Consider the following 15441-nt stretch of genomic DNA (forward strand, 5'->3'; position numbering starts at 1 on the left):
ATGCATCACATCCGCGTGCTGGCCGATGACTCGCTGCTCGGGCGCGCCCCGGGGACGCTGGGCGAGGAGAAGACGGCCGCGTACGTGGAAGCGCAATTCTCCGGGATGGGACTGAAGCCGGGCAATCCCGACGGCACGTACTTCCAGAAGGTGCCGATGGTCGGCATCACGGTGACGAACAGCCCGACGATGACCTTCGCCAAGGGCGGCGCCACCGCGTCGCTGAAGTGGCGCGACGACTTTGTCGCGTGGACCAAGCACGTGAACGAGACAGCCGCGCTGCGCAACTCGGAGCTCGTCTTTGTCGGGTACGGCGTCGAGGCGCCGGAATTCGGCTGGGACGATTTCAAGGGCGTGGACCTGAAGGGGAAGACGATGGTCGTCCTCGTCAACGATCCGCCGGTTGCGGACACGGCGATCTTCGGCGGGCCGCGGATGACGTATTACGGCCGCTGGACCTACAAGTATGAGCAGGGGCTGAAGCACAAGGCGGCGGGCGTGCTCATCGTCCACGAGACGAAGGAAGCCGGCTACCCCTTCGCCGTGGTGCAGGGGAAGACCGCCGAGCAGTTCGACCTCGTGACGCCGGACAAGAACATGGCCCGCAGTGACGTCGAGGGGTGGATCACCCTCGACCAGGCCAAGGCGCTGTTCAAGATGGCGGGGCAGGATTTCGACTCGCTCAAGGCGAAGGCGGCCACCAAGGAGTTCGCACCCGTTCCGCTGGGCGTCCGCGCCAGTGTCACCCTGAAGAACAAGCTGCGGACGATCGAGTCCCGGAACCTCGTGGCGAAGCTCGAAGGGAGCGACTCGACGCTCAAGAACGAGTACATCGTCTACAATGCCCATTGGGACTACTTCGGCGTCGGCGCCAAGGTGAACGGCGACTCGATTTACAACGGCGCGTCGGACAACGCCACGGGTGTGGCCGGGCTGCTGTGCATCGCCAAGGCGTTCTCGCTCCTGCCGGCGCCCAAGCGCTCCATCCTCTTCCTCTCCGTCACCGCGGAAGAGCAGGGACTGCTCGGCTCGCAGTACTACGCGACCAACCCGCTGTATCCGATCAACAAGACCGTCGCGATCATCAACATGGACGGTCTCAACACGTGGGGCCTCACGTCCGACATCGTCGTGATGGGCTACGGCGCGTCGGACCTGGACGACTACGCGCGCGCGGCGGCCGAGGAACAGCATGGCCGGGTGCTGCGCCCTGATGCCGAGCCGGAGAAGGGGTACTACTACCGCTCCGACCACTTCAACTTCGCCAAGGTCGGCGTCCCCGCCTTCTATCCGGGCGCAGGCGTGACGTTCGTCGGCAAGGATTCGACGTATGGCATGCAGAAGCGCGCCGAGTACGTGGCCAACCACTACCACAAGCCGTCGGACGACATCAAACCCAGCTGGGACCTGTCGGGTGCGGCGCAGGACGCGCAGCTCTACTATCGGATGGGCTATCGGGTGGCGATCGCGCCCACCTGGCCGCAGTGGAAGCCGGGGAACGAGTTCCGGGCGATCCGCGAGGCAAGCCTGAAGAAGTAGAGACGGTTTAAGTGTTGGGATGGTGATGGCGGATGGCGGATGGCGGATGGCTGATGGCAGATGGCAGATGGCTGATGGCGGATGACTGCGCGACTTCGCGGTCATCCGCCATCTGCCATCTCCCGGCACGGTCGCTACGCTCGCTTCCGCCGCACCGCCAGCCTGCCGCGCAGTCCTCGCGGGATCATCGTCAGCACCCGCCACATCACCTTGTTGAGCAGGCCCGGCACACAGATCACGCTGCCCCCGCGTTCCAGCTGCCTGAGCGACGTCTCCACGACGTGCTCCGCCCGGCCCCACATCCAGCCCGGGATCTGCTGCTTGACGTGCGGCATCTCCGCGTGGATTTCCGTGTGGGTAAAGCCGGGGCAGAGCGCCTGGACACGGACGCCAGCGCCACGCACTTCGGTGTCGAGTCCGAGCGAGAACGACGTCACATAGGCCTTGCTGGCCGAGTAGTTGACGTTGCCGGGGCCGAAGAGAAAGCCGGCGATGGAGCTGACATTGATGATGCCGCCGGCGCCATGCTCGATCATCCGCGGCAGCGCCGCGGCGCACAGGCGCATCGGAGCCAGCATGTGGAGGCGCAGCATGTTCATCTGCGGCTCGATCGGGATCTTGTGCAGCTTGCCGGTGGTGGCGAAGCCCGCGTTGTTGACGAGGAGGTCGAGGCGGGGGAGGGCGGCGGTGCGCGCCGCGACGTCCTCCCGCCCCGCGTCGGTCGCGAGGTCGGCGGTCCACGCCTCGCAGCGAATTCCGTACTGTGCCGAGAGCTCCCGTCCCAACGCCTCGATGCGCGGCGTGGACCGGGCGACCAGGATCAAGTCATAGCCGCGCCGGGCGAGTGCCGAGGCGAAGGTGCGGCCAATGCCAGCGGAAGCGCCGGTGACGAGAGCGAGGGGCATCGGTGGGGCCAGGAATGGCGGATGGCAGGAGGCAGATGGCGGATGTCGGGCTGAAGAATGGTGGCCGAGCCGCTGCTTGGCTACCTCGCCGAGCTCCTCCGCCCTCTGCCATCTGCCTTCCGCCATCTGCCCATCGGCACCGCAACCGTATAGCTTGAAGGCGCACTCCAACCGAGGGTTTTCACGGTGAAATTGGCCGTGTGCATCAAGCGCGTTCCCGACATGGAAGGGCGCTTCAAGATCGCGTCGTCCGGTACCGGCATTGACGAGGCGGGTCTCAAGTTCGACATGTCCGACTTCGACGGCTATGCCGCCGAAGTCGCCATCCAGATCACCGAGAAGCTCGGCGCTGGCGAGGTGACGGTCATCTCACTCGGACCCGATGTCGTTCAGGAGACGTTGCGCAAGGCGCTCTCGATGGGTGCGCACCGGGCGGTGCAGCTCAAGCACGACGCGCCGGTCAGCGACGGCCTCGCCATCGCCACGGCGCTCGCCGCCGAGCTCAAGGACGGCGGCTACGACCTGATCCTCTGCGGCCGCATGGCCGTGGACACGCAGAACCGGTCCACCGGCGTCTTCCTCGCCGAGCTGCTGGGACTGCCGGTCATCACCGCCATCTCCCAGCTGAACGTCGAAGGGGGCGCGGTCAAGGCGCGACGCGAACTGGAGGGGGCCTACGAGCTGATCGAGTGCCCGCTGCCGGCGGTCGTCACAATAGACGAAGGGATCGCCCGCGCGCGCTATCCCTCGCTGAAGGGGATCATGGCGGCCAAGAAAAAGCCGCTCGAGGTCAGGCCGGCGCAGTTGGGACCGGTCACCTACCAGTTGGAGAAGATGGAACTCCCGGCCGAGCGGGCCGCGGGACGCATCATCGGCGAGGGGAAGGACGCGGTCCCCGAACTCGTCCGTCTCCTCAAGGAAGAGGCGAAGGTGCTCTAATGGCGAACATTCTCGCATTCTCCGAAACACGCCTCGGCGAGCTGCGCCGCGCCGGGCTCGAGACCGTCACCGCGGCGCGCCAGGTGGCCGATGCCACGGGCGGTCAGGTGCACGCCGTGCTGGTGGGCGCTCCCGGCGTCGCGCAGCACGCCGCGAAGCTGGCGGCGCACGGCGCCGACGTGGTGCTGGTGATGGAGCACGACGCGTTCGCCAACTACAACCCCGAAGCCATCGCGGCGACGCTTGCCGCACGCCTGGGCGACGGCTATCGCGCCGCGTTCTTCGCGGCGAGCGCCATCGGGCACGATCTCGTGGCGCGCGTCGCCGCGAAGCTGAAGCTCGCGTATGCCTCCGACGTCACCGAGTTCACCTTCTCGGCCGACACCGTGGCCGTGGCCCATCCGGGCTACACCAACAAGATCGTGCAGCGCTTCGTGCTGAAGGCCACGCCGGCGCTCATCTCGCTGCGTGCCGGGGCCGTGCTCCCCGTCGAGAGCGCCAAGGCGGGCGCGGTCGAGACGCTGGCGCCGGCCGTCGACCCGACGGCGGTGCGCGTGAAGGTGACGCTCACCGAGAAGGCGGCGGGCGGCAAGATCGACCTCGGCGAGGCGCCGGTGATCATCGCCGGCGGTCGCGGCCTCAAGGAAGCGGCGAACTTCAAGCTGGTTGAAGATCTGGCAGCGGCGTTTGGCAATGCGGCGGTCGGCGCGACGCGCGCGGTCACCGACGACGGCTGGCGGCCCCACTCGGACCAGATTGGCCAGACGGGGCGGCTCGTGAGCCCCGATCTCTACGTGGCCTGCGGCATCTCCGGCGCCATCCAGCACCTGGCCGGCATGCGCACCTCGAAGACGATCGTCGCGATCAACAAGGACAAGGAAGCGCCGATCTTCAAGGCCGCCGACTACGGCATCGTGGGCGACGTGATGGACGTGCTCCCGGTGCTCACCGCGGCGGTCAAGGCGGCGAAGGCCGGGGCGTAACGACACGTCGGGCGGCGCCTCGGTGCGGGAGGCGACGCCGCTTCGGTACCATGTTCTGACTTGCGCACCGCGCCGCTCGATGCCAACGCGCGGTGTAGGCCGACAACCCAGATCCGATGACCGAGTCGCGCCGTCTCCTGCAGCACTTCCTTGCCGCGCTCGCCTATCGTACGCAGAAGGCGCTGCGCGATGCGCCCGATGGATTCGGCGAGTTCCGTGCCGGGCCGAACGTGCGCACCCCGCACGAACTGTTGTGGCACATGAGTGGCCTCGTCGGCTATGCGCGCACGTTCCTTCGGGGCGGAGAGTACGCGCCGCCCCGCGTGCCGACGATCTCGGACGAAGTCGAGCGCTTCCACGCGTTGTTGGCCGCGCTCTCCGCTGACCTAGCCGATGCGCGACTGACGTCGCGCATCACCGATGAGCAGCTGCTGCAAGGGCCGTTGGCCGACGCGATGACGCACGCGGGGCAGCTGGCCCTGCTGCGCCGCCTGAGTGGCTACCCCGTACCGTCCGAGAACTTCATCCACGCGGCGATTCGTTCGGACAACCTGGGCGCGTCTCAGCCCGCACCGGCCGCTCCAGACGAGTGGTGGCGCCCGGACCTGCCGCCGCAGCCGCCCGGTCCCGTGCGGCGCATCGACCGCGACGCATAGGTTCGCATGGTCGATGCCGGGTCGGCAACGCGCGAGCCCGGCAGGCGTGACGCCTGCCGGGCTCGCGAATCCTGCGGGTGTTTCACTCAGAACGAGTAGCGCACACCAAGCTGCATCTGCCGCGGATCGCCAAGGCCGCTGCGGATCGTGCCGTCGAAGTTGAACAGAAGTGAACCGAACGCGGGATCCTTGTAGTTGTTGCGGCCGAGCACGTTGAAGACCTCGAAGATGAACTCCGCGGAGTTCCCCGTGCCCACCTTGACCGGACGCGCGAGCCGGAGATCCCAACTCGCGTACTCATTCCGGCGCCGCAGCGTGTTGCGCTCGAGGATCGTGCCGTTCGGGCAGATGCGGTCGGCCGCGCTGCCCGCCCGCTCGCCCGTCGGCCGGTTGTTGGTGCCGCACTTCGCCGACATCGGGGATGCCGATGTGTAGGTGAAGCGGTTATTCATCGAGAAGCTGTGGCCGAGGTTCGTGAGCACGAACGCGTTGAAGCGGTGCCGCTGGTCGCGATCGCTGTATCCCCACTCGTCATCGAGCCGGTCGGCCCGCGCGTACCGGAACGTGAACGGGTCACGCTCATTGTCGTCGTTCGACCGGTCCCACGAGATCGTGTAGTTGGCGTCGAACACCCAGTTTCTGGCCTGCCGCCGGGCCAAGCCGAAGGTCAGGCCGCTGTACTTGCTCTCGGCGGTGCTCTCAACGGTCGTCAGGTCGCCAATGCCGTTGCCGCCGGCCAGCCCCGTGGACCACGGATTGCCGAACACCGCGTCGTTGCGATTCACGAAGCGGGTCAGGCGGTCGGACTTCGCGAAGGTATACGAGGCCGACCCGGTGAGCCCGGAGGTGCCGAGTACGCGCTCGTACGCCAGCGACGTGCTGAAGGTACGCGGGTTGCGGAAGTTCTTGTCAACGACGAAGACGCCCGGCTGCCATGGCGCCTGATTGGCGCCGGGGGCGGGGAGCAGGTTCTCGATGGCCGGCGGTGCGCCGAGGATGCCGGTCAGTGCCGAGTTTCGGAACATCGTCTGGCCAATGGAGCCGTTGTTGTTGCGGACCGCGGCGAAGTTCAACGCGGCCACGCGTGCGTGGTAAATACCCGCCGAGGCGCGTACCACTTCCGTACCGTCGCCGTTGCGGTCCCAGGCGAGGCCGAGGCGCGGCTGGATCATTCCGTAGTCCGACGGGATCGTGCCATCCGACGGGAACGTGAAAGTCCCCTTGGAGTTGGTGACCGTCTTGCCGATGAAACCGGCGAAGAAGACCTTGCTCGGGTCAGTCAGCACGTCGGGTTGCTTCTCTCCCTCCCAGCGCAGGCCGTAGTTGATGGTCAGGCGATCCGTGGGCTTCCAGGTATCCTGGATGAAGAGCGACATGTCGGTCTGCGGGATCTTCTGCGTGCCCGACTGTTCCACCGTGCGCCCGCCCACGCCCGCCTGCTGCAGGTACAGCAGCACCGGACCGGTAATGCTCGCGCCAGCCGGGCACGAACCGGAAGTGCTCGTGATGCCGCCGGTGCACTCCACGTAGCCGTTGCCGAACTTGGCGTAGTTGATGAAACCGTCCACGCTGCTGAAGATGAAGCGGCCGTTCGCGAAGCCGATGAAGGTCTGGTTGGAACTCACGGCGTTGATCTCGCCGCCGGCCTTGAACAGATGCTTGCCTCGCGCCCAGGTGACGTTGTTGAGGAGCTGGATGCGCGTGTCGTAGTACTCCACCGGAATGAAGAAGGGGCGGCCGATGCGGAACGCATTGCCGAAATCCATCGCGATGTCCGGGAAGTCTCGGCCGTTGGGGAGGGTGGGCGCGTCATAGTCGCGCGGGCGGTCCTCCCGGGCGAACTGGAAGCGGAATTCATTCGAGACGTTGTCCGAAATCTGCGTGGAGAGCTGCCCGCTGAAGGCGTTGGAAGACGCGTTCTCGATGGCATTGGCGCTCGCGCCCCACGTATCGACGTCGAACGTGCCGTTCACCTGCTTGGAATTGGTGTAGTTGTACTTCATGGAAAGCAGGTTCCGGGGGTTCACCGTCCAGTCGAGCTTCGCCAGGAACACCTGCGCGTCATTGGTGCGATCGATCGCGCGGAAGTCGTCCTTGAGGGCGCCGCCCCACTGCGTCGCCAGGAAGTTCCGCAATTTGGTGAACTCCGCGCTTGCGGGCCGGTTCTGTTGCTTCGTGTCCGAATACGCCTGCTGGTCGTAGGCGACGAAGTAGAACAGCTTGTCCTTCTTCAGCGGGCCGCCGACGGTAAACCCGAACTGGTGCTGACGAAAGTCGGGATCGAGCGTCACCCCGTTCCCCTTGAGCTGGCCGGACAGCGCCGAGCTCTTGCCGAAATAGTGCGCGGTGCCCTTGAGCTCGTTGGTGCCGCTCTTGGTGACCACGTTCACAAAACCGCCCGCCGAACGGCCGAACTCGGCATTGGCGCCCTGGCTCGTGACCACCATCTCCTGGACCGCGTCGAGGTTGAACGTGAACGCGGGACGCTGGCCGCCGCGTTGCTCACCGAAGAACGGGTTGTTGTAGTCGGCGCCGTCCACGGAGACGTTGTTCGAGATGCCCTTCTGACCGGCCACGGAGAGCACGTCGCCGTCTGGTCCCTGCGCCACGGCGACGCCCGGGGTGAGCAGGGTGAACACCAGGAAGTTGCGCCCGTTGTTCGGGAGTCCCTGCACCACCGCGTCGTTCAGCCGCGCCGAGGATTCGGTCTTGGCGACGTCCACCGGCGTGGCGGTCGCTCCAATCACGACCGCCGCCAGCTCCACGGTCTGGCGTTCGAGCTTGAAGACCTGTTCGGCCACCTGTCCGACGCGCACGGCGACGTTATTGCGCGCCACGGGCGCATGGCCGATGGCCCGCACGGTCACTTCGTACGGCCCGAGCGGCAGCAGGGTGCCAACGTAGACGCCCCTGCTGGATGTCTGGAGCACGCGCGTGAAGTTCGTCTGCTGATGGCGCAGTGTGACGGTGGCGCCGCTGATGGGCGCCCCAGCGGCGTCGCTGACGACGCCGCGGATGATGCCGGTGGTGGCCTGGGCCTGCGCTCCAAGCAGCGACGCCGTGGCAACAAGCACCACGGCGACCGTAGCAGCCAAGCTGGCAACGCGACGGACGTGAAATGCCATGAGTCGGTGACTCCGCATTGAGAGGTGGATTCGAGGACGTCGGCCTCGCCGGGAACGGAAAAGCGGCCGACGCGACGGCCGCGCCTAATTGACGACGTTCCGCGTGGGAATGCAATGCCGCGAAGTACCATCCGCACCGGCGCGACGACCTCGAGGTCGCCTTCGCATGTGCCGCGGTCGCTCGGCAATCCCGAACCGGGCCCTACACGCCGTGCGGCTGTTCCGGGCGTCGAAGCCGCGCTACCTTCTGCATATGACTGCATCGAACGGCCTCTTCGCCCTGATCGTCGCCGTTGCCGCCGGCTTCTTCGCGTACAACGTCCAGCGCCTCGTGGGCTACCTCCGCATCGGGCGGCTGGACGATTCGCGCTGGGATCATATCCCGCAGCGGCTCGCCAATCTGATCACCATCGGCGTCTTCCAGCGCAAGATCTTCCGTGACTGGATTGCCGGGCCGATGCACGCGGCGATTTTCTGGGGATTCTGCGTGCTGACGGTCGGCACCTCCGAGTTCATCGCCCGCGGCATCATGCCGGACTTCACGCTCGCGAAGTTCATGCCGCAGTGGGCGTACCGCTTCTACCAGAACAACCAGGACCTCTGGGGCGTGATCGTCATCGGCGCGGTCGTGTTCGCGCTCTGGCGCCGCCTGACGCACCGTGTGAAGCGGCTGCAGGGCGCCGAGACGCACGCCAACGACCCGCTGCTCATCCTGAGCTGGATTGGCCTGCTGATGGTCACGATGTTCCTGGCCGAGTCGTTCGAGATGGTGGCGTTCCCCCAGCACGCGTCGCCCGTCTACCGGCCCATCTCCTTCGCGCTGGCGAATGTCCTCTCGTTCGTGCCGCAGGACTGGGCCGCGTTCTTCCGCTCCCTCAACTGGTGGGCGCACGGCCTGCTGGTCCTCGGCTTCCTGAACTACCTGCCGTACTCCAAGCACCTGCACGTGGTCGCCTCGCTTCCCAACGTGCTGCTCTCGAACACGAGCGGACCGGGACAGGCCGGGGTCATGAAGTACATGGACCTGGAGGCCGACGTCGAGCAGTTCGGCGCGAAGGACGTCGAGCACCTGTCGTGGAAGAGCCTGATGGACGGTTTCGCCTGCACCGAGTGCGGTCGCTGCACCGCGGTCTGTCCGGCGAACACGACGGGGAAGCTGCTGTCACCGCGAAAGATCATCGTGAATGTCCGGGAACGCTTGGAGCAGAGGGCGCCCGGACTGCTGACGGGAGACGGAAGACGGGAGACGGGAGACGATCGGCCGCTGCTCGACGGGTTCATCACCGAGCAGGAACTGTGGGCGTGCACCACCTGCCGCGCCTGCGTGCAGGAGTGCCCGGTTTCCATCGACCAGCTGTCGGTCATCCTCGAGATGCGCCGCAACCTGGTGCTTGGCGAATCGCGCTTCCCCGAAGAGGTGATGCCGGCCTTCGAGAGCATGGAGCAGCGCGGGTCGCCGTGGGCGTTCGATCCGGGCGATCGCGGGAAGTGGGCCGAGGGGATGAATATCCCGACGATGGCCGAGCTGGCCGATCGCGGCGAGACCGCCGACGTCCTTTATTTCGTCGGATGCATGGGGTCGTTCGACGACCGCGCCAAGAAGACCACCGTGGCTTTCGCAAGGATCATGCAGGCGGCGGGCGTCAACTTTGCCATTCTCGGGCGCGAGGAGAAGTGCAACGGCGACCCGGCGCGACGCATGGGCAACGAGTACCTGTACCAGATGCTCGCCAAGGAGAACGTCGAGACCCTGGCCCGGTATCACGTGCGTACGATCGTCACCGCCTGCCCGCACTGCATGCATCAACTGGGCAACGAGTACCCGCAGTTCGGCGGCAACTACGACGTCATCCATCACTCGACGTTCATCGAGCACCTGATGGCGCAGGGGCGTGTGCCGCTGCGGCCGGACCTCCACGAGGCGGTGAGCACGTTCACGTACCACGATTCGTGCTACCTGGGACGCTACAACAAGATCTATGACGCACCGCGACAGACGCTCAAGCGGGCATTGCCGGTGGTGAATCTCGTGGAGATGCCGCGTTCGGGTGATCGGGGCCTGTGCTGCGGCGCCGGCGGCGGGCGGATGTGGATGGAAGAGAATGAAGGGAAGCGGATCAACGCCGAGCGCGCGGAGGAGGCACTGGCAACGGGCGCGCAGGCCGTGGCGGTGGCGTGCCCCTTCTGCATGACGATGATGCACGACTCCATCTCGTCGCGCGATGAGCACGTGAAGGTCTACGACATCGCCGAAGTCGTGGCTGACCGGCTCGCGTAGGTACGGGTGCACGATGACGCCCCGCCGCTGCCAAGCGTCGGGGCGTTCCTCGCTTCGGCAGCCGACCTGCCCAATCCGCTACTGCGGCCTCGCGTGCGCCGTGAACGGATGCTCGAAACTCAGGTAGAGGAAGAGCTGCCGGGTTCCCCGGCTGGGACCTACGCCAATGGGAAACGCGATCCCCGGCACGACTTGCAGGCCGCTCTTGAAGTCGTACCCCCAGCGAATACCGGGCGACACCAGCGCGGACTCCGTGCTGGTGGTGCCGCCATCGAATTGCGCCGTCGTGCGGCCCCAGGTCGCTTCCAGCATCACGTTGAAGCGCGGCGTCGCCAGCCAGATGAAGCTCTGGCCGAGCGCGACGGCGCGCAGACTGGTGGACGAGTCCCCGGCGCCGGGTGCCTTCGGAAACCAGGTGGCCCCGGCGTTGGTGTGAGAGACGAGTGAGGTGCCAATCGTCTTGCTCATCGGCAGGTTCGCCTGGACTCCGGTGCCCCCGACGCCGAGTCCTCTCTTGTAGTCACCGGTCGGCAGACTCAATGAAAGTCTCGGGGAGATGGCGAGCCCGCGGTCCTCGTCTTGGAGGACCTGTAACCGGTAGTTGATCATCACGTCGCCAAGCCCGGTCGTCACCCCATCGCTCGTCTGCGCGAGCGGGACGCTGTAGCTCAGCTGATGGCGTTGACCCCGGACAGGCCACTCCTGCGTGAACGAGTACGCCCACCCCTTCTGGTCCTTGGTGCGCACGAAACTGGAGATGTGCTGCACGACGCCCGCCTCCTGGTTGTACGCTTCCTCGAGCAAGAAGGAATTGTCGGCGAGCGGTTTCCTGGCGGCGGGTGCGACGTCTTGGGCGGCGAGCGGCGCCGCGCCGAGAGTGGAGAACAACAGGAGCGCGAAAGCCTTTGGCATGGGTGTGATGGGCGATGAAGAACGAATGCAGCAGAGCGAGAATGAAGGCCTGGACCGCGGGTATCGGTGCTTCGCACAATTCGGCGTGATCCGGCGCCGATGAGTCACAGCGAACGCAGAGGCCCCCGCGGGCTCGCGCGGTCCCTCGGCAGCACGGTGAGAAGAATGCGAGTCCCGTCGCTCCGCACCACAACCTTGGCGGCGCAGGTGTCGCACTGTCCGGTGATGGGCGGGGTGCTGGTGAAGCGCTCGATGCGGTAGCTGCACAGCGGGCAGTGGATCGGCGGGAGGTCGCCCGGGTTCAACGTGGTGCGCATGCTGGGCCCAGATAGCCGCTCGTCCGGATCGGCTGCCCGGCTGATGGCGCCGGCCATCGTGCTGAAGAGCAACCGGCGTTCCGTCTCAGTCATGCTCGCGAGCTGGGCCGGCGTCACCAGGCCGCGGGCCTGCAGCTCCCTCACGATTTGCGACGGCGCCCCGGAGTTCGGCGCCGGCGGTCCGGACACGCCGCTGCCGCCGTGCAGGCCCATGTCGGCGCGCAAGCGGCGGCCGATCAGCCAAATGGCGATCACGGCGCCCGCCAACACCACGATGGCGCCACCGACCAGTCGCAGGTCCATCTGCAGCAACGGCTGGTTCACCCGAGCCGCACCTCGTGAATGGTGATCGTGTGCTTCGTCACGCCTTCCTCATGCCGCGCCGCGCGCCGCTGTCGAACGACGGCACCCAACGCCGCGCACTCGGCGAGGCAGGCGTTGAGCGCCACGCGTCCCGGGTCGGCGATGAGTGCCACGCCATTCGGCGCCAGCGCGCCCACCACGGCCCGCGCCACGAGCGGCGCATACGGCCTCTCATAGAGTACGTCGGCGGCCAGCACGAGGTCAAAGGTGCCGACCGACTCGGGGAGTGCGCGCCAGTCCACCAGGCGGGTCGGCAGGTCGCGCCCGCAGTTGCGCAGGGCGTTGCGTCGCGCGAAGAGCAGGGCGTCCTCATAATAGTCCGTGACGGTGATGTCGAACCCCGCCGACACCGCGGCGAGCGACGGGAGTCCGAGTCCGGCGCCATACTCGATCGCCCGCTGACCCGCACCGTCGAGCGCCGCCACCTCGCCGGCGAGCACAATCGCCGATGGCCACAGATCGGCCCAGTAGGGCAGTCGTTCGTCCCGCTCAAAGTCCGCCTCGTTGATCAGGTCCTCGGCGCTGCGCGGCAGGTCGAGCGTCCACGTGCGGCCGGCGATGACGACGTCTCGGGTCTGGAGCACGAACCGATCGTCGAGCGCGGCAAGTTCGCGGGGCAGGGCGACGGTCATCGCGTCGCTGCGGCCATTCGGCGTGCCGGTGACGTCACAGCACGAACGTCTCGGCCATCTGCGCGGCTGGCGTGAGCAGCAACGCGGACAGCGTCTCGCCGGCGGCCACGGATGGTCGGTCCTCGGTGACCACGAGCAGGGCGTTGGCGCGCGCCATCGAGGTCAGGATCCCCGAGCCCTGGGGACCGGTGAGGCGCGCGGTGAGTGCGCCCGTCGGCTGCGTGGTCACGATCGCGCGCAGGAAGTGCGTGAGCTTCGCGCCGATCTTCACGGGCTCCTCGAGGGTCACCGGGACGGGGCGCCGAAACAGCCGCTTGTTCCCGAGCATCCGCTGGATCGCCGGGCGCGCGAAGAGTTCGAACGTCACCATCACGGACACGGGGTTGCCGGGCAGGCCAATCCACGGAATGCCGGCAATCGTGCCGAATCCGATGGGGGCGCCCGGACGCATCCGCACTTTCCAGAACTTGAGGTCGGCCCCGAGCCAGCCCAGGGCGTCGCGCGTGTAGTCGAACTCACCCACCGAGATACCGGCCGAGCTGATGATGAGGTCGGGCTTCGCCGCGACGGCGCGCTGAAAGATGTCACGCATCGACTCCGGCGTGTCGAGCGCATTGCCGAGCGGCACCGGCACGCCCCCCGCCATGGTCACCAGTGCCTGCAGCGTGTAGCTGTTCGACGCGATGATCCGCTCGCCGGCCACGACACGCTCGAACTGGTCGAGGTCCACCAGTTCGTCGCCCGAACCGAGGATCGCCACGCGCGGCGCCCGGTGCACCGGTACTTGTGCCATGCCGAGCGAGGCGAGGACGCCGATTTGCGCGGCCCCCACCGGCTCGCCCGCGCCAAGCACCACGTCGCCTTCGCGGAAATCCTCGCCGCGCGGCCGCACGTTCTTGCCGCAGTCGCGGTCGTGCAGGGCACGCACCACCTCGAGGCCCCCATCGGAGTCTTCGACGCGGAGCACGGAGTCGGCACCCATCGGCAGCGGCGCACCGGTCATGATCCGCGTCGCTTCGCCCGTTCCTATGGCGCGCGTCGGGAACTGCCCGGCAGCCACCGTCTCAACGACGCGGAAACTTCGTGGCGACTCGGCGTTCGCCCCGGCAAGATCTTCGGCGCGCACGGCATACCCATCCATCGCCGAGTTGTTGCACGCCGGGAGCGTGTAGCTCGCCCGGACGTCGGCGGCGAGCACACGGCCGAGCGCGTCGTTGAGCGCGACGAACTCGGCATCGAGCATCTCCACGTCACCGACGACGCGCGCCACGGCCTCCGCGACACTCAGCATACGCCGCCTACCTCGGAGCGCCGGGCGAAGCGAGCCGGACGAGAATGGCGTCCTGCACCCGCTCCACGTCGCGATTGGGCACGGTGAAATTGTTGCACAGGAAACTGAAAACGAGCATGCGGCCGCCGGGCGTCGTCACGTAACCCGAGAGACTGCGGGCCTTGTCCACGGTTCCGGTCTTGGCGTGCACGTTGCCCTGGGCCGGCGTGCCGCGCATCCGTGAGGCGATGGTGCCATCCACGCCGGCAATCGGGAGCGCCTCGTAGAACGCACTGAAGGCTGCGTGCTGCCGCATGGCGTTGAGCACCTTCACGATCGTCTCGGGCGTCACGTAGTCGTGGCGCGAGAGGCCGCTGCCGTCGCGCACCGCGTGACCCGCCGTGTCGGCGCCCCAGGCGGCGAGTTGGCGCTCGACCACGCGTCGTCCGCTGTCGGGAGTGCCGACGCCGCTCTTCTCGAGGCCGAGCGTCCGGAAGAGGATCTCGCCGATCTGGTTCTGCGACGGTTTCTCGAAGAGCGGCATCACGGTGCGGAGCGGCGGCGACGCGAGCGAAAAGAGCGGCGTCAGGCCGACGGTGTCCACGGCCGGTTCGCTGATCACGTTTCCGCGGAGCACGATGCCGCGCTCGGCCAACGACTCGGCGAACGCCTCCAGCCACGCCTGCGCCGGATTGCGGAGAGCGACCGTGACCGTGGCGCTGTCGCGCATCTTCACGAAGCCCGAAAGATTGAGCGCCGGGCGCGCCCCGCGCACATCCGTCTCCCAGCTGATGCGATTCGGCTGCCGCGCCTCGGGATCCATCATGCCGCCGGTCACCACCGACACCCGGCCGACCTTCGGCACCGTGCGCGCCGGCGCCGTTCGCACCGTCGCTGGTCCACCGACCGACTTGGCCGCGTACACGGTGACGTTCGCGATGCCTTCGTTGAAGAACAGTTCGTCCACGCCGGCGGAATAGCCGTAGTCGAGGTCGTCCCACGCCCAGCCGAAGCCGAGCGTGGAGTCCGGGAACGCGTCACCGCCGCGCACGAGCGCGCCGGCGATCTCCCGCACGCCGAGCGACCACAGCGAGTCGGCCGCCGCGCGCATCGGCCGCATGGCGTCGCCGAATGCCGCGTCGCTGAACGTCGGGTCGCCGCGCCCGATCACCACCAGGTCGCCGCGCAGCGAGCCGTTCACGAGCCGGCCGTTGGCCGCGAACTGGGTGCGGAAGCGGAAGTTCGGGCCGAGCTGCGCCAGCGCGGTGGCCCCCGTCAGGATCTTCTGATTCGACGCGGGCATGAAGAGCTTGCCTGCGTTGTGCGAGTAGAGCGTGTCGCCGCGCACCGGGTCCACCACCAGGATGCCCCAGTTCGCGTTGCGGAAGGCCGGCTGCGTGACCATCGAGTCGACGGCGCGCTGGAAGACGGCCCGCTCGCCCGAGGGCGATGGTTGCGACGGCCCGCCCCAGGTGGAGCAGGCAGCGATCAGGAGGATGCCGAGCACGATGACGCGGCGCAT

12 protein-coding genes are annotated in these 15441 nt (G+C 67.3%); 5 read left to right on the plus strand and 7 right to left on the minus strand.

The window, feature by feature from the left end; genetic code table 11:
* Positions 1 to 1539: a M28 family peptidase gene (locus tag VGJ96_00645; protein ID HEY3285608.1), complete on the plus strand. Its 1539-nt coding sequence runs from the start codon at positions 1 to 3 to the stop codon at positions 1537 to 1539.
* A gap of 134 nt (positions 1540 to 1673) precedes the next feature.
* Here VGJ96_00645 and VGJ96_00650 read toward each other — a convergent pair whose 3' ends face one another.
* A complete protein-coding gene (locus VGJ96_00650) occupies positions 1674 to 2444 on the minus strand; it encodes an SDR family oxidoreductase (GenBank protein ID HEY3285609.1) in 771 nt (256 codons plus the stop codon).
* Between the two features lie 186 nt (positions 2445 to 2630).
* On the opposite strand from VGJ96_00650, the gene VGJ96_00655 reads away from it, so the two are divergent.
* The 3 genes from VGJ96_00655 (at position 2631) to VGJ96_00665 (ending at position 5022) form a co-directional block, all read left to right on the plus strand.
* A complete protein-coding gene (locus VGJ96_00655) occupies positions 2631 to 3383 on the plus strand; it encodes an electron transfer flavoprotein subunit beta/FixA family protein (protein HEY3285610.1) in 753 nt (250 codons plus the stop codon).
* Complete coding sequence (locus VGJ96_00660) at positions 3383 to 4366, plus strand: electron transfer flavoprotein subunit alpha/FixB family protein (protein HEY3285611.1); 984 nt, start codon at positions 3383 to 3385, stop codon at positions 4364 to 4366. Before VGJ96_00655 ends, VGJ96_00660 begins: the two co-directional genes overlap by 1 nt.
* Positions 4367 to 4482: 116 nt before the next feature.
* Positions 4483 to 5022, plus strand: a complete 540-nt coding sequence (locus VGJ96_00665) for a hypothetical protein (GenBank protein HEY3285612.1) — start codon at positions 4483 to 4485, stop codon at positions 5020 to 5022.
* Positions 5023 to 5108: 86 nt separating this feature from the next.
* On the opposite strand, the gene VGJ96_00670 is transcribed toward VGJ96_00665, so the two are convergent.
* On the minus strand, positions 5109 to 8147 hold the full coding sequence (locus VGJ96_00670; GenBank protein ID HEY3285613.1) for a TonB-dependent receptor: 3039 nt from the start codon (positions 8145 to 8147) through the stop codon (positions 5109 to 5111).
* Between the two features lie 253 nt (positions 8148 to 8400).
* Between VGJ96_00670 and VGJ96_00675 the strand changes: the two genes are divergently transcribed.
* Positions 8401 to 10425 (plus strand): (Fe-S)-binding protein, encoded by a 2025-nt coding sequence (locus tag VGJ96_00675; protein ID HEY3285614.1) that lies wholly within the window; start codon positions 8401 to 8403, stop codon positions 10423 to 10425.
* Between the two features lie 78 nt (positions 10426 to 10503).
* On the opposite strand, the gene VGJ96_00680 is transcribed toward VGJ96_00675, so the two are convergent.
* From VGJ96_00680 to dacB, 5 genes are all read right to left on the minus strand, one after another.
* Positions 10504 to 11337 carry a transporter gene (locus VGJ96_00680; GenBank protein HEY3285615.1) on the minus strand — a complete coding sequence of 278 codons (834 nt, stop codon included), beginning with the start codon at positions 11335 to 11337 and terminating at the stop codon, positions 10504 to 10506.
* Between the two features lie 104 nt (positions 11338 to 11441).
* Complete coding sequence (locus VGJ96_00685) at positions 11442 to 11978, minus strand: hypothetical protein (GenBank protein ID HEY3285616.1); 537 nt, start codon at positions 11976 to 11978, stop codon at positions 11442 to 11444.
* Complete coding sequence (locus VGJ96_00690) at positions 11975 to 12649, minus strand: methyltransferase domain-containing protein (protein HEY3285617.1); 675 nt, start codon at positions 12647 to 12649, stop codon at positions 11975 to 11977. The genes VGJ96_00685 and VGJ96_00690 overlap by 4 nt, the downstream gene beginning before the upstream one ends.
* 34 nt (positions 12650 to 12683) lie before the next feature.
* Entirely contained in the window at positions 12684 to 13940 is a 1257-nt protein-coding gene (gene glp / locus VGJ96_00695; protein ID HEY3285618.1) for a gephyrin-like molybdotransferase Glp, read from the minus strand.
* Positions 13941 to 13947: 7 nt separating this feature from the next.
* Entirely contained in the window at positions 13948 to 15441 is a 1494-nt protein-coding gene (dacB, locus tag VGJ96_00700) for a D-alanyl-D-alanine carboxypeptidase/D-alanyl-D-alanine-endopeptidase (protein HEY3285619.1), read from the minus strand.

Source organism: Gemmatimonadaceae bacterium (assembly GCA_036504815.1).
GTDB lineage: Bacteria > Gemmatimonadota > Gemmatimonadetes > Gemmatimonadales > Gemmatimonadaceae > PNKL01.

Bases quoted from the DNA above. Each gene is read 5' to 3' on its own strand.
- VGJ96_00645 (HEY3285608.1), top strand. From the start codon at position 1: ATGCATCACATCCGCGTGCTGGCCGATGACTCGCTGCTCGGGCGCGCC.
- VGJ96_00650 (HEY3285609.1), bottom strand. From the start codon at position 2,444: ATGCCCCTCGCTCTCGTCACCGGCGCTTCCGCTGGCATTGGCCGCACC.
- VGJ96_00660 (HEY3285611.1), top strand. From the start codon at position 3,383: ATGGCGAACATTCTCGCATTCTCCGAAACACGCCTCGGCGAGCTGCGC.
- VGJ96_00665 (HEY3285612.1), top strand. From the start codon at position 4,483: ATGACCGAGTCGCGCCGTCTCCTGCAGCACTTCCTTGCCGCGCTCGCC.
- VGJ96_00670 (HEY3285613.1), bottom strand. From the start codon at position 8,147: ATGGCATTTCACGTCCGTCGCGTTGCCAGCTTGGCTGCTACGGTCGCC.
- VGJ96_00675 (HEY3285614.1), top strand. From the start codon at position 8,401: ATGACTGCATCGAACGGCCTCTTCGCCCTGATCGTCGCCGTTGCCGCC.
- VGJ96_00680 (HEY3285615.1), bottom strand. From the start codon at position 11,337: ATGCCAAAGGCTTTCGCGCTCCTGTTGTTCTCCACTCTCGGCGCGGCG.
- VGJ96_00690 (HEY3285617.1), bottom strand. From the start codon at position 12,649: ATGACCGTCGCCCTGCCCCGCGAACTTGCCGCGCTCGACGATCGGTTC.
- glp (HEY3285618.1), bottom strand. From the start codon at position 13,940: ATGCTGAGTGTCGCGGAGGCCGTGGCGCGCGTCGTCGGTGACGTGGAG.
- dacB (HEY3285619.1), bottom strand. From the start codon at position 15,441: ATGCGCCGCGTCATCGTGCTCGGCATCCTCCTGATCGCTGCCTGCTCC.